Source organism: Shewanella sp. GutCb (assembly GCF_002836135.1).
GTDB lineage: Bacteria > Pseudomonadota > Gammaproteobacteria > Enterobacterales > Shewanellaceae > Shewanella.
This window is the reverse complement of record NZ_PJBL01000105.1, coordinates 33,488-47,212: the sequence shown is the minus strand read 5'-3', so window position 1 is coordinate 47,212 and position 13,725 is coordinate 33,488. Positions and strand designations below refer to the sequence as shown.

Genomic DNA, 13,725 nt, shown 5'->3' with positions numbered 1-13,725 from the left:
CGTACAGCGACGATTAACCGTAAAACACCCTTTGACCTGTATGAATTAACCATTCATGCAGGTTTTTTTTATCCATAAATTGGCTTGGAATTGGTATAAACTAAGCACTATCGAGTTTGTCCCATTATTAGGTTTACACTTTTGTCTCGTCCTAACTGCCCTTCGTGCCACTATCCACTAAAAGCCTGTTTGTGCGCCAGCATAAAAAAAATGCAGGTTAAAACTGAGCTGATCATTTTGCAAGATCCTACTGAAGTGGGTCACGCTAAAAATAGTGTGCGGCTGTTGGAGTTAGTTATTCCTCAGACGCAAGTTGTGGTCGGTGAAACCGCAGAGGACTTTGCTCTGCTACGTGAGCAATTGGCTTTGGCCAATAAACCGATATATTTGGTGTACCCATCAACGGCAAGTCAGTCAGTGGCTGATATCGTCATTGATACGGATGTGATTCTAATCTTGCTCGATGGTACCTGGCGCAAGGCATATAAATTATTGCAATTGAATCCATGGTTACAGGCTTTTCCGGCTTTGCATCTTGATTTAGATTGCGCTTCTAACTACACGATTCGTAAAGCCAGCCGCAGTGATAGCGTGTCAACATTGGAAGCGAGTGCGATGATGCTAAAGGTGATAGAGCCTCAGCAAGATGTGACACCACTAACCGATGCGTTAGCGGCTTTAGTCGAACAGAGGTTAGCGTCAATGCCGGCTGATGTGCGCGCACGATACCAAGAAAATAAATAGAGGTAGGATTTGTGAATTGCATCGTCTCTTACTTAATAAAACCCTATTCAAGTCACGCTAATTCATTAAGAGATAGGGTTTAATAGAGATGTCAGCTAGATTAGTTGAATATAAGAGGCTGCCTCATTCACCGCTTTTGCAGGGAGCGACACTGAATTTATTCAGGTGATTGATGCAGCCATCTTTTAGTCAAATCGTACTTATTTTAAGCTTTTTTGAGCAAGCTTAATGACTCAGATGCAAAAACCTCGGCCGTTGCTGGCCAGCCAAAGTAATAACCTTGGCCATATCCTTTGCCCATCATCAGTAATAGATCTTTTTGAGCTTCGGTTTCGACCCCTTCAGCGATATAGCAAAGATTCAATGTATGAGCCAGTTGCACCATGGCTTTGCATAACTCTTTGCCTTGAGGTTCATGCAGTCGCTGTGCGAAACTGGAATCGATTTTTAAACAATCAATTGGCAAGCTGCCTAATCGACTTAGCGAGAATAGACCGGCGCCAAAATCGTCGATGGCTATGCTGATATTAAGTTGTTTGAGCTCGTTTAATACTGCTGACATCATTGTGGGTTTGCGGATCAAAGCTGACTCTTCAATTTCAATCACCAACTTGTCGGAAGGTAATTGAGTTTGCTGCAGAACCTTGGTTAACATCGACACAAAGTCTGGGTGTTCTAGTTGTGAAGTGGATATATTGACCGTGATTTTCAACTGGTCATTGTACTGCGCATGCCACTTGCTCATTTGTTCGCAAGCTTGCTCTAGAGCCCATAGCCCTACGCTCACCATTGAGTTGGTTTCTTCTAGTAATGGGATAAATTCACGGGCTTCTAATATTTCGCCGTTACTGCGCTTCCATCTTAATAGTGCTTCGACAGCAATCAAATTATTGTTTTCGAGGTCAATAATCTGTTGGTAAACCAAACTGAATTGACCCAGGCTTTGCGCATGCCTTAAATCATTGAGTATAAGCAGTTTCTTCTCTGCTGCTTCTCTGATCGCCGCATTATAGAATCGAATATGATTTGGGCTTTTCTTAGCGGAATACATGGCTGTGTCAGCCATGCTGAGTAATTGATTTGCCTCGTCGCTTTGCTGTGGAAATAACGATATGCCGATACTGGTGCTTAAATAAAACTTTTGACCATCGATCTCAAAGGGGACATCAAACAAGGACAGTACCAGATCTGAAAAAGCTTCTATCTCTTGTTTGTTTTTGCACTTTGGCAGCACTAAGGTAAATTCATCGCCCCCTAAGCGGGCTATCTCTGCATCGTCTAGACAACAGGTTTCTAATCTTGCGGCCACAAGTTGTAAGACTTTATCACCCGTGGCATGACCAAAACTGTCATTAATATTCTTAAAACCATTGAGATCCAAAAACATCAAGGCACCAATCATTGTGCTGTGTTGCTTGATATTATTAATGGCTTTATTCAAGATTTTAATAAGGTGGAATCGATTAGGCAGGCCAGTCAGTTTGTCGTACATTGCTTGCTGAGTGAGCTTGGCTTCCAGTCGCTTCTTTTCACTGATATCGCTGAATAAGTTAACAAAATAGACGGTATTGCTAGCATAAATGCGCCTGCAACTTTGCCAGGCAGGAAATTTTGAGCCGTCGGAACGATATTTCCACACCTCTCCTTGCCAGCTACCTTTGCTTTTTAATGGATTTGGAGCAATGCCATCATTAATCATCGCCTCAAGGTTAAGCTCACTGGGTGTTTTACCCAACATGTGCTCAGCGCTATAGCCGCAAATGCGGCACATCGCCTTATTTACCGCAAAAATGTGACTGTCTTCGTCAGTAATATAAACAGCTTCAGCACTGTCTTCTAAGGTGATCGACATTAACTCTTTGGGTAGATTTTCAAAGCCATTACTTGAGTGTGAACGTCGTTTCCCACGTCTATCCATAGGCGTAAATTGGATTAATACCACATTATTATCATCAAGACTAAACGGATAAAGCGTGACTTTTGTTGGGAGTTCAGTGCCTTGCTGACTTAAGTATAACCAGTTAAAGGAAACGATCTTTCCTTTGGCTGCTTCACGCAGCTGTTGTTGGCCATATTCGACACTATTTCTTCCAGAAGATTGGATCCTCGGGGAAAAATCATAGGGTGTGGAATGGATGAAGTTTTGCTCAATGCTTTCGAAATAGCTTAGGGCGACTGGGTTGGCACCAATAAAGCGGTGGTCTTGTACAATCGCCAGAGCAGGTAAAACATCAGCAATTTCAAATTGAATAAGCTGATCGGAAAGAGAAGGGGTGGCAGATTTCAGACGAGAGTATAACTCTGACCACTTTTGCATACTCATTTTTCCCGTTCCTTCATTACATTATTCAAATAGCAGACACTGGCTAAAAGTGAATAAATCTAGCGTTTAGCAACTGCTTTCCATAAGCGTCAAAAATACCTTTATTTGACGCTTTGTACAAACTTGTTGTAACAAAAATTTTATATTTTGTGAGTTTATGGGGCATGAATCTTATTTGTTAAGGAGCTTCTAGCTAAGAACTAACGTTCACACAAAAGCATAGCATTGTTTGAACGTTAGTTACTTGATGCCATCGTCACTATGTCTTTGTCGGTTTTAGGTTTAATTGGCGTGTCCATGAACTTGTGGAGCTTAGACATACGGCACAAATAAAAAGCGATAAATGAGCCAGGCTGTTGTTAGAATGTGAATTATTGACTGACACTGATCAAAGGACTTGTTCGATGATGGTACTTAAACGACCTTATACAGCATGGTTATACGCAATTGTCTTGTGCTGCCTCAGTAGTAATATCATGGCAGCTGATAAGCCTTCACTCGCAGAAAAAGGAGAGTTAGCTAAAGAGCGCTCTTTGACAATAGAACAAGAACAGTTGAAAAAAGCACGCGAAGCGTCCAGTTTACATGCTGAACAAGAGGAAAAACTGTTGTCGAAGGCTGAGCCAAGCGATTGGGAAAGTGAGCAGTATGAAAAAGCACAGCAGCACTTTGAAGGGCGTGAATCTAGAGAAGAGAAGTACTTACGTGAGGCAAAGGAAGCGGCGAGTAAAGAGCATAAAATGGCTAAACCTATTAAGGACTAACTCATTATGTTGAGGTTAGTCTTTTTGTGGCTGTTGCTTATCAGTAGCAATAAATAAGCGCGGTATGAGTGCAAATATGCGATGAAAGTTAAACTGCCCCTTGGTACTTATCATCAAAATAATAGCTAAGACTAACCTGAGTAGTGAGACGTCATTTGAGTTTATGTCCTTTATGCCAACAACCAAGTTTGAGCGCATTTCATCAGGATAACGTTCGGGCGTATCAACGCTGTGACAACTGCTATTTAGTCTCGGTGGCGGCTGCGTTTAGATTGAGTGTGATAGACGAAAGAGCGATTTACGATCAACATCAGAATGATCCTGATGATCAACGCTATCGACAATTTCTTGCTCGAGCCATTAATCCGCTATTTGAGCGAGTAGAGCCTGATGCAGAAGGGTTAGATTTTGGCTGTGGTCCGGGGCCGACCATTAGTGTGATGGCTGCGGAGTTAGGGCTCAAAACTCACAATTATGACCTGTACTACTTTAACGATCTTGAGTTGCTTAGTCGCCAGTATGACTTTGTCACTATGACTGAAGTGATTGAGCATGTGGCAGATGCACTGCCATTGTTGCAAACGTTAGACTCATTGCTTAAGCCTGGCGCCATTTTAGTGGTGATGACTAAGCGTGTTATTAGTGAAGCCGCATTTTCAACATGGCACTATAAGCAAGATTTAACTCACATCAACTTTTACTCAATCGAAACATTTGAGTGGATCGCGGCCAAGTTTAATTGGACGCTTGAAGTGATAGGTGCCGATGTGGTGTTTTTGACAAAAGCCGCTAATAGCTGAGGTTAATCGTTATACTTAACGGCTGAGTGTTTCCCCTTTTTATCCATCATGATTTTAACGGAATAATAAATATGATAAATCGAATGTCACGTGTTATTGGTTACGCAGTATTGGTCTCTGGGCTGCTATTAAGTGGCATTGTGCAGGCAAAGGCGCCTTATTCAATTGCATTTCTCAATAAAACTGAAGCTGCACTGGTGCTGACCCAAAATGATGATTTCATTCAGCGTGTGAGTCAGTTTGATATCGACGCCAGAATGAAGCAGCCCAATGCGCAGTCAAAAAGTGATTACCTTGCTTTTGTCGCGCAGCAGACAATGGATTGGAATGAGCAAGAGCAGTCAGTGCTCACTAAGGCATTTGACAGTATTAGCGCTAAGCTAGTGGATTTAAATATTCATTTACCTGAACCGATTCAGTTTATTAAGACCACAGGATTAGAGGAGGGCGGTGCCGCTTACACTCGTGGGCAAGCGATAATTTTACAGGCTCGCCAAGTGGCTAATGAAGAAGAGCTTCCACGGTTATTAGCGCATGAACTGTTGCATGTTTATTCTCGATTTAACCCCAAAGTTAAACAGCAATTGTATCGCGCGATTGGTTACCACTATATTGGTGATATTGATTTTCCGAGCAAACTTGCACAGCAAAAAATCACTAACCCCGACGCACCGGTCAATGACTTTGCAATACGAGTTAACTATAAAGACCAGCCAGTGTGGGTTGTTCCCATTTTATTTGCTGACGTTGCGCAATATGATCTTGAAAGGGGCGGTGAGTTCTTTGATTATCTAACCTTTGAATTTGTCATTGTTGGCCGGGATACTGAAGCTAGCAAAAGCACTTATGATGCCGCTGCAGTTGAAATAGTTGCAGTGCCTGAGCTAAAGGGCTTCTTTAGCCAAGTGGGTCGTAATACCAATTATATTATTCACCCCGAAGAGATTATTGCCGACAATTTTGCTTTATTGGTTATTGAAGAAACCGAATTGAAATCACCAAAAATCCTGTTCAAAATTGAACAGGTCTTTAAGCAAAACTAACCGCCAGTCATCATAGATTACTGATTTTTAGGGTTCTGTAAATAAGTGGTGCAAGATAACCTTTTGCACCATTTTTTCTGTTTCATCGTGTTCAGTTTCTAAAATTAGCCCATATTGGATCTGTCCTGTTTTACCCTCAAGGTCGACTGGCAACAGATATTGACGACCAAGTTCGAAGCCTTCTATCTCGTCACCCACAAAAGTGCCCCCTAGTGTAAAAACTTCATTTTAGCGGCGCTGATCATTACCTTTTATTAACCAATGTTACGATTGATTTACCGAGCGTTACAAATAATAAGCTGGCTTAATTTGATTTTCTCGACGATTTGCTTTGTTATGTCAGCTGAATAATACCAATCAGATTAAGTAAGTGGTCTATTTATTAATGTTAATCAATGGGTTTATACCAGACGTGAATGGCGATAACGAGTGCCTTAATTATAGCGTTCACCACAAGGTATAAGTGCATTCTAGCCATTAACAGTGACCAGATAATAAATGCGATTGATATCAGTCAATATCGGTAATTAAAACTGATATTTATAGTCATTTAGTTGCTTGCGACGATGACGTAAGTGCTTAAACAAGGAGCGAATAATGAAGCGCTATACAAAGGCATTGTTAGTGTCTGTGGGTATGCTATTGACAGCACCTGCAGCTCAGGCAACAGAAGCCAAAGATATTCAAAGTTTCACGCTGGATAACGGCATGAAAATAATGGTGTTGGAAGACAGTTCAATCCCTAACGCCAACATGTACCTTTTTTGGAAGGTCGGATCTCGAAACGAGGTACCGGGTATTACCGGTATATCGCATTTCTTTGAGCATATGATGTTCAATGGCGCGAAAAAGTACGGCCCGAAAATGTTTGACCGCACCATGGAGGCGGCAGGTGGAGCAAACAATGCTTATACCACCGAGAATCTAACGGTGTATACCGATTGGTTCCCCGCCACTGCGATTGAAACCATTTTTGAGTTGGAAGCAGATCGTATCGAGAACCTCGATATTAGTGCCGACATGGTTGAAAGCGAGCGAGGCGTTGTTGCCTCAGAGCGATTAACCGGGCTCGAAAACTCTAATTGGCGTAACTTGCAAGAGGAGCTTAAAGGCGCTGCCTTTAGAGCGCATCCATATAGTTGGTCGGTGATTGGTCATGAGTCCGATATTGCTGCTTGGACTTTAGATGATTTAGTTCAATACCATAAAACATACTATGCACCGAATAATGCAGTCGTGGTTATTGCGGGTGATGTGAAATTGGCTGACGTTAAACGTCTTGCGGATCAATACTTAGCGCCTATTCCTGCACAAGCCCCGCCAAGAGAAGTTAAAACGGTGGAACCGCTGCAAAAGGGTGAACGTCGTGTCTATGTTCAAAAAGCTTCGGTGAGTACACCCAATGTGATGTTGGGCTACCACGTGCCTTCGACTTCAAATGCTGATTATTACGCACTAGATCTGTTGTCTTCTATTTTAACGACCGGTAATAGTTCACGCATGTATCAAGGCTTGGTCGATAAGCAAGTCGCGATTGAAGTTGAAACCTACATGCCAATGTCTTTCGATGCCAACCTATTTTATGTGATGGGCGTCGCCAATCCTGGCGTGACAGCAACTGAACTTGAAAAAGGCATGATTGCTGAGATCAATCGCGTTGCGCGTGAAGGTGTGACTGAAAATGAGCTTGAGAAGGTTAAAAACATTAAGTTAATGGGCTTTTATCAAGCGATGGAAACCATTAATGGTAAGGCTAATACAATAGGGACGTATGAACTGTTCTTTGGTAGCTACGATAAGCTGTTCAATGCACCGCAAGCCTATAACAAGGTAACGCCTGCTGATATTCAACGTGTGGCGCAAACTTACCTTAAACGTTCGAATAGAACCGTTGCTGTGCTGGCTGCTATTGAGGAGACTGACGAATGAAAACACTAACGACAGCACGAGCACGTACTTTGGTATGGTTGCCCAATGTGGCGAAAACAAAACAAGTTGTGAGTGCAATGACCATTGCAAGTGTTATGGCACTTACAGGTTGCGCAGCAACAGACATGAAAGCCACCACTGTAGATACTGGCAGTTTTAGTATGCCTGCCTATCAGCAAATGACGCTTGATAATGGCCTGACTATCTATCTTATGCCGCAAACAGAAGTGCCGTTAATAACTGTGAATGCGACTATCCGTGCTGGTGCGGTGAACGACACTACATCGGGCGTCGCGCAGGTTACAGCAGCGAGTTTGATGTTGGGCGCTGCGGGTAAAACGAAGCTGGAAATAGAACAAGAGATCGACTTCTTAGGCGCCAGCCTTTCAAGTGGTGCGGGTAAAGAGGGCAGCTATCTCAGTGCTGACTTTATGGCAAAAGATGCTGATATCATGCTGCCTTTGATCCAAAGTATCCTGTTATCACCAGATTTTGACGCGACAGAGTTTGATAAGCTGCGTCAAAGAGATATCGCCGGATTAGGGCAATCTAAAGAGAGTCCTCGCGCTGTAATCAGCCGTTATTACGACAAATTAATTTTTGCTGACCACCCTTATGGTAATGCCACGTCAGGTAACAGTCGTTCGCTAGCAGAGCTTAATGTGTCACAGTTGCGTGCTTTTCATAAGAGTTACTACCAGCCATCAAATACCGCCATTAGCGTCGTGGGGGATTTTGATGCAACGGCAATGAAAGCTAAATTGCAGCAGTTATTCGCTAAGTGGCAGGATACTGAGACAGTCACTCGTTTAAACCTAAAGCAGGGCTTGCCACAGCTTGATTCAAGCAATGTGTTGTTAGTCGATAAAGGCGATGCTGTTGAAACGACTTTCTTGGTGGGCGGCATGGGTATAAGCCGTGACAATCCTGATTTTGTTGGGTTAACCGTGGTCAATACTATTCTGGGTGGGCGTTTCACTTCATGGCTAAATGATGAGTTAAGGGTCAATGCAGGGTTAACCTATGGCGCCCGTTCAGGCTTTAGCGCTTATTCTGCGGCGGGGACCTTTAGAATTAGTACCTTCACTAAGACGGCGACGACTAAAGAAACCATCGATTTGGCTTTGAAAACCTATAACCGCTTATGGGAGCAAGGGCTAGATCAAGCCACGTTAGATTCGGCTAAGGCTTACGTTAAAGGGCAATTTCCGCCTAAGTATGAGACCAGTGGCCAGTTAGCTGGGCTAATGTCGGATATGTATCTTTATGGTTTCGATGATACGTTTATCAATGAATTTCAGGCAAAGGTCGATGGCTTAACGTTGCAAGAGTCAAAACGTTTAATCGATACTTACTTCCCTAAAGATAACTTACAGTTTGTTATTATTGGCAATGCCGCCAAGATAGCGCCTATTGCTAAGCAATACGGCACGGTAAAGCAGGTTGATATTAAAGATGTTGGTTTTGGTGGTTAACCGATAATCAGACACTCATTATTTCGAGTTTAGATTAGGTTACCAATAAGAAAAGCCGCGATGAATGTCGCGGCTTTTTTACGCTTAATTTTTGATTAAAACATAATTAGTCTGTCGCTAAGATCTTATCGACAATCGCTTTATTGGCTGCGGGGAACTCAAACGAGGCTAAATCTTTCTTAGCGACCCACTGCACCTCTTGGCCTTCTACGCCATTGGCAATCCCCGAAAAATCGGTCACCCAATGAATATCAAGCATGACTTTTTTATCACCGTAATCATGATGGATCTCCATCATAGGCGTAGTGCTTGATACACTGAGGTCGACCTCCTCTTTAAGCTCTCTTATGAGCGCTTGAGAAGTGGTTTCACCAGACTCTACCTTACCGCCTGGAAACTCCCATTTTCCGCCTTGATGTAGGTGTGCGTGACGTTTAGCCAACAAAATTTGCTTGGCGTTGTTTTCAATCACCCCTACCGCGACGTGAATTTGTTTACTCATTGCTTATTGTCATCGTCGTTGAGAAAGAAGTCCGCATCATCGTAGCCGAGCTGATCGAGCATCTCGGGATCAAATTCAGGCTTAACAGGGATCGCGTGCTTCTCTGACGCCCAATCTCCGAGATCAATCAGCTTGCAGCGGTCACTGCAGAAAGGCTTAAATTTAGCATTGTTGTCCCAAGTGACTTCTGCTTGGCAGGTCGGGCATTTTACAGTAAGAGGCATAATTTAATTAGCTAGTGCTTCAAAAATGAGGGTGCCACGATTTTATCGCTTTTAAGGACAGGTTGCCATCTGAAACTGAAAGGATTGATCTGAATGCTTTTGTTTATCAAATTGCACAAAATGGATTGCATAACGGTTTTTATGACCGCTAATCGTAGGGTAGCAGCCTTGTTCGGCAGCAAGCTTAACTCTGATCAGCGATAACGCCTGGTCGCTGTTGCCTTGATAAAACCCAGCCACCGCTTGGTGCTCTGTATACTCGGTTGATTGTCGTGTTAAGTCGAGTAGCAACTTAATCGGTGATAGAAGGCAAGCAAACTGGCTCATCCATTCTTGATACTCAGCCTGACGAGTTTCCCAAGGTTTAGCCAGCCAAAAATGCAGTTGCGGCAGGTCAAAGTTACAGCTTGCACCAGGCATGTTAAAGCGTTGTCTAAGTGCTGAAAGAAAGCGATCCTGCTTTAACTGCATACCGGTGCGCTGCGAAACTTGTAAAATCTCTCGCGCTACACTGAGTTTGTCGATATACGTTTCGACCTCTGCGTTATCAATAGTGGGTAGAGATTGCCATTTAGACAACGCAAAAAGCTGCCTGTCTAAGTCTTTAAGCACTTCACCACGATAATCGCAGCGCTCGGTGAGTTCACATAGTGAGAATAGAGGATAGAAGCAGCGGTGCTGGTGGTCATGATCTAAGTTGGCCTGCAATTGTTCAGCCAAATACTCTAACCGTAAATAGCGGCGTATTTTTTCGTTGAGCGGTTGTTCATAGATCAAATCAGTCATGGCGTTATTTAAGCACTACTTGATAATTTTAAATAAAGTGTGTTTAGTGCATTTACCTTGCACTTTAACGCTGATACCTCTCCATGATTGTCTATGACATCATCAGCTTGTGACAGTTTCTCGGCTCTAGTGGCCTGGCTGCCTATTATATTTTTTACTTGTTTAGCAGACACCGCATCTCGCGCAATGGTTCTCTGCTGTTGTAGCTCCGGTGAAATATCCACCAAAAGTGTACGATGCACTAACCTATCTAACCCGTTCTCAAATAGCAAGGGAACAACCATAATTACATAATTTGATTGTGCTTCTTTACATTTTTCCAGCATGGTTTTTCGGATCAACGGGTGCAATAAGCCATTCAACCATAAGCGTTCGTCATTGTGATTAAAGATACGCTCTCTTAGCTTGGAGCGGTCTAAATTACCATCGCTGAGCAAGATACTGTCGCCAAAATGGCTCACAATTGCATTGAGTCCTTCAGAGTCGATACTGACCACTTCTCGCGCTACAATATCGGCATCCACTAAGGTGACGCCAAGGTCCGCAAACAGGTTCGCCACCGTGGTTTTACCGCTGCCGATCCCTCCCGTTAGCCCTACGATATAATCAGCCATTTTAGCTATCTCACTATTGGATTTTGTAGGTTGATAAGGTCCTAGGTACTAGGACGTTCGCCTGCTCACTGCTAGGACGGACTACGTCCTGCTAGGAAATCAACAGAAAACACCCTTTGGTTTTTGATGTTGATTTTATGCCGTCGCTTTTCTCTTTTCTAGTTTTCACCGTAAGCGAAGCGTTCCGTAGTGACGAAGTCACGTGCCCTAGGCCGTTCGCCTAAGATTTTACCGTCTTTGCTAGAACCTAGAAGCCTTATAACGTTGATATGTACCATTGGGTAATAGACTCTCCCCATATCATTGCAATCCAGCCTGCGACAGCAATGTAGGGCCCGAAGGGGATCGGGGTGCCTTGGTTAAGCTTTTTAAACGCAATCATGGTAATGCCAACAATGGCGCCGACTAATGACGAAAGCAATATCACCAATGGTAATACTTGCCATCCAAACCATGCGCCAAACACGGCTAACAGCTTAAAGTCGCCGTAACCCATACCATCCTTACCAGTGAGCAACTTAAAGCCCCAGAACACACTCCAGAGGCTCAAATACCCTGCGGCGGCACCAATAATGGCATCTGACATTGGTACAAACGTTCCGCTCAAGTTTAAGATCAGGCCTAGCCATAATAGTGGCAGCGTGATTTGATCTGGCAGCAGCATTTCATCAAGGTCGATACCGGTGAGAACCACAAGTGCAAAGGTCAGTATGCTGGTAAATACAAATTCAGGTGTTGGGCCGAAATGCCAAGCAAGAAAGGCGACTAAACCGCCAGTGAGCAGTTCAACAATCGGATAACGTGCCGATATGGGATTACTGCAAGCCGCGCATTTGCCCCTTAATGACAGCCAGCCGAGTATGGGCAAGTTATGCATTGGCTTAATATTGGTTTTGCACTTTGGGCAAGCAGAGCCCGGCACCACCAAGTTATACTTTTCTGGAAAAGCATCAATAGGCGCGTTGAGGGCTTTTTCGTTCTGTTCAAATACTGATTTCTTATATTCGGCTAGGTAATGATTACACTCCTGTTGCCAGTCTCGTTTCATCATCACCGGCAATCGATGGATCACCACGTTCAAAAAGCTGCCGATAACGGCGGCAAATACAAAGCTAAGCGCAACAAATAACCAAGGGTGCTGGTTAAAAACAGTTATTAATTCAGTCATTATTTTTCTTTATGTTGTTATGTGTGAATGCTTTAATTCAATGACGCTACACATGTAGCTAGCTAACAATCTTACCCATTTGGAAAATGGGCAAATACATGGCGACAATCAGTCCACCCACTACGGTACCAATCACTACCATCATAATCGGTTCTATCAGGCTTGATAAGCCATCGACGGCATCATCGACCTGCATCTCATAGATATTGGCGACTTTATTGAGCATATTATCTAGCGAACCTGATTCCTCACCAATCATTACCATCTGGATCATCATGTCCGGAAACAGCCCAGTGGTGCGCATCGCCACATTCATCTGCATCCCCGACATCACTTCGGTGCGAATATCAAGTACCGCTTTTTTATACACCGCATTACCAGAAGCGCCGGCAGCAGATTCTAAACCATCGATTAATGGCACACCCGCAGCGAAGGTGGTGGCAAGGGTGCGAGCAAATTTTGCCATCGCGCCTTTGTGTAAAATAGTTCCAATGAGTGGTATTTTTAATAGCAAAGCATCAATCTGGTTTCTAAAGTGCTGAGAGTTATTATGAGCTCGCTTGAAGAGAAAAATACCGATCATGATCGATAGAGCGAAGAAGTACCAGGAGTTTTGTAAACCTCGAGAAATACCTAAAACAAATTGGGTGAAAGCGGGCAGTTCAGCACCGAAGCCCTGAAAAATCGATTCAAATTGTGGTACGACAAATAGCAAAAGCAAAGACGTTACCAGTATGGCAACGATAACTACCGCCGCGGGATAGAACATGGCCTTTTTTATTTTCGACTTTAGCGCTTCGGATTTTTCTCTATAAGTGGCGATGCGATCAAATACCGTTTCCAATGCTCCAGAGTGCTCACCGGCGGCGACTAAATCGACATACAGGTCGTCAAAGTAAAGCCTATGTGGTCTGAGCGAGTCAGACAGCGGAATGCCCGATTGTACGTCATTGATGATAGTGGTCAACAGCTCGCGCACTTTAGGCTTTTCATGGCCTTTGCCAAGCAGTTCCAAGGTAGTCACAATCGGTACACCGGCGGCGAGCATGGTGGCTATTTGGCGGGTGATCATGGCGATATCCATGGGCACTATTTTTTTTTCAAAATTGAACAACGGCGCCGATTTTTTACGCACCGCTTTGGGGATAACACCTTGGGCTTTTAGCTGGGCGCGAATCTCTGCGCTAGAAGTTCCACGCAGTTCACCACTGGTGCGGCGGCCATCACGGCTGACGCCTGCCCATGTATAAGTGACGACCTTGGGTTGGCTTTTTTGCTTTTTTTTTCTATCTCTAATTTGCTTAGATTGTTTGCTTGCAATAGCCATAGGGGCCCTTGATGCTCTTTAGTTAG

The 13,725-nt window shown here is 43.7% G+C and carries 14 protein-coding genes; 6 read left to right on the top strand and 8 right to left on the bottom strand.

Annotated elements, in window-relative coordinates; all coding sequences use genetic code 11:
• Positions 1-141: 141 nt before the first annotated feature.
• Positions 142-744, top strand: coding sequence for a tRNA-uridine aminocarboxypropyltransferase (locus CXF86_RS20305; protein ID WP_101090713.1), 603 nt, complete (start codon positions 142-144; stop codon positions 742-744).
• A gap of 205 nt (positions 745-949) precedes the next feature.
• Here the strand turns inward: CXF86_RS20305 and CXF86_RS20300 are convergent, their stop codons facing one another.
• Positions 950-3,061 (bottom strand): EAL domain-containing protein, encoded by a 2,112-nt coding sequence (locus CXF86_RS20300; protein ID WP_180961131.1) that lies wholly within the window; start codon positions 3,059-3,061, stop codon positions 950-952.
• Between the two features lie 410 nt (positions 3,062-3,471).
• Between CXF86_RS20300 and CXF86_RS20295 the strand changes: the two genes are divergently transcribed.
• From CXF86_RS20295 to CXF86_RS20285, 3 genes are all read left to right on the top strand, one after another.
• Positions 3,472-3,831, top strand: a complete 360-nt coding sequence (locus CXF86_RS20295) for a hypothetical protein (RefSeq protein WP_257982820.1) — start codon at positions 3,472-3,474, stop codon at positions 3,829-3,831.
• 155 nt (positions 3,832-3,986) lie between these two features.
• Positions 3,987-4,631 carry a class I SAM-dependent methyltransferase gene (locus CXF86_RS20290; protein WP_102039888.1) on the top strand — a complete coding sequence of 215 codons (645 nt, stop codon included), beginning with the start codon at positions 3,987-3,989 and terminating at the stop codon, positions 4,629-4,631.
• A 71-nt stretch (positions 4,632-4,702) separates the two neighbouring features.
• Positions 4,703-5,674, top strand: coding sequence for an eCIS core domain-containing protein (locus CXF86_RS20285; protein ID WP_145991705.1), 972 nt, complete (start codon positions 4,703-4,705; stop codon positions 5,672-5,674).
• A gap of 27 nt (positions 5,675-5,701) precedes the next feature.
• On the opposite strand, the gene CXF86_RS22880 is transcribed toward CXF86_RS20285, so the two are convergent.
• Entirely contained in the window at positions 5,702-5,872 is a 171-nt protein-coding gene (locus CXF86_RS22880; RefSeq protein ID WP_157822901.1) for a hypothetical protein, read from the bottom strand.
• 399 nt (positions 5,873-6,271) lie between these two features.
• On the opposite strand from CXF86_RS22880, the gene CXF86_RS20280 reads away from it, so the two are divergent.
• Both CXF86_RS20280 and CXF86_RS20275 read left to right on the top strand, forming a co-directional pair.
• Entirely contained in the window at positions 6,272-7,603 is a 1,332-nt protein-coding gene (locus tag CXF86_RS20280) for a M16 family metallopeptidase (protein WP_101090709.1), read from the top strand.
• A 77-nt stretch (positions 7,604-7,680) separates the two neighbouring features.
• Positions 7,681-9,078: a M16 family metallopeptidase gene (locus CXF86_RS20275; protein WP_374702346.1), complete on the top strand. Its 1,398-nt coding sequence runs from the start codon at positions 7,681-7,683 to the stop codon at positions 9,076-9,078.
• Positions 9,079-9,184: 106 nt separating this feature from the next.
• On the opposite strand, the gene mutT is transcribed toward CXF86_RS20275, so the two are convergent.
• From mutT to CXF86_RS20245, 6 genes are all read right to left on the bottom strand, one after another.
• The gene (mutT, locus tag CXF86_RS20270) at positions 9,185-9,580 is read right to left on the bottom strand and encodes an 8-oxo-dGTP diphosphatase MutT (protein WP_101090707.1); all 396 of its coding nucleotides are present in this window, start codon (positions 9,578-9,580) and stop codon (positions 9,185-9,187) included.
• A complete protein-coding gene (gene yacG, locus CXF86_RS20265; protein ID WP_101090706.1) occupies positions 9,577-9,804 on the bottom strand; it encodes a DNA gyrase inhibitor YacG in 228 nt (75 codons plus the stop codon). Before yacG ends, mutT begins: the two co-directional genes overlap by 4 nt.
• Positions 9,805-9,855: 51 nt before the next feature.
• Positions 9,856-10,590 (bottom strand): cell division protein ZapD, encoded by a 735-nt coding sequence (zapD, locus tag CXF86_RS20260; protein WP_101090705.1) that lies wholly within the window; start codon positions 10,588-10,590, stop codon positions 9,856-9,858.
• An 8-nt stretch (positions 10,591-10,598) separates the two neighbouring features.
• On the bottom strand, positions 10,599-11,204 hold the full coding sequence (coaE, locus tag CXF86_RS20255) for a dephospho-CoA kinase (protein WP_102039886.1): 606 nt from the start codon (positions 11,202-11,204) through the stop codon (positions 10,599-10,601).
• Positions 11,205-11,460: 256 nt separating this feature from the next.
• Complete coding sequence (locus tag CXF86_RS20250; RefSeq protein WP_102039885.1) at positions 11,461-12,372, bottom strand: prepilin peptidase; 912 nt, start codon at positions 12,370-12,372, stop codon at positions 11,461-11,463.
• A gap of 58 nt (positions 12,373-12,430) precedes the next feature.
• Positions 12,431-13,699, bottom strand: coding sequence for a type II secretion system F family protein (locus CXF86_RS20245; RefSeq protein WP_102039884.1), 1,269 nt, complete (start codon positions 13,697-13,699; stop codon positions 12,431-12,433).
• Positions 13,700-13,725: the final 26 nt, after the last annotated feature.

Coding starts and splice junctions, on each gene's coding strand:
- CXF86_RS20300 (WP_180961131.1), bottom strand. CDS start 3,061: ATGCAAAAGTGGTCAGAGTTATACTCTCGTCTGAAATCTGCCACCCCT.
- CXF86_RS20295 (WP_257982820.1), top strand. CDS start 3,472: ATGATGGTACTTAAACGACCTTATACAGCATGGTTATACGCAATTGTC.
- CXF86_RS20285 (WP_145991705.1), top strand. CDS start 4,703: ATGATAAATCGAATGTCACGTGTTATTGGTTACGCAGTATTGGTCTCT.
- CXF86_RS20280 (WP_101090709.1), top strand. CDS start 6,272: ATGAAGCGCTATACAAAGGCATTGTTAGTGTCTGTGGGTATGCTATTG.
- CXF86_RS20275 (WP_374702346.1), top strand. CDS start 7,681: ATGACCATTGCAAGTGTTATGGCACTTACAGGTTGCGCAGCAACAGAC.
- mutT (WP_101090707.1), bottom strand. CDS start 9,580: ATGAGTAAACAAATTCACGTCGCGGTAGGGGTGATTGAAAACAACGCC.
- yacG (WP_101090706.1), bottom strand. CDS start 9,804: ATGCCTCTTACTGTAAAATGCCCGACCTGCCAAGCAGAAGTCACTTGG.
- zapD (WP_101090705.1), bottom strand. CDS start 10,590: ATGACTGATTTGATCTATGAACAACCGCTCAACGAAAAAATACGCCGC.
- coaE (WP_102039886.1), bottom strand. CDS start 11,204: ATGGCTGATTATATCGTAGGGCTAACGGGAGGGATCGGCAGCGGTAAA.
- CXF86_RS20250 (WP_102039885.1), bottom strand. CDS start 12,372: ATGACTGAATTAATAACTGTTTTTAACCAGCACCCTTGGTTATTTGTT.
- CXF86_RS20245 (WP_102039884.1), bottom strand. CDS start 13,699: ATGGCTATTGCAAGCAAACAATCTAAGCAAATTAGAGATAGAAAAAAA.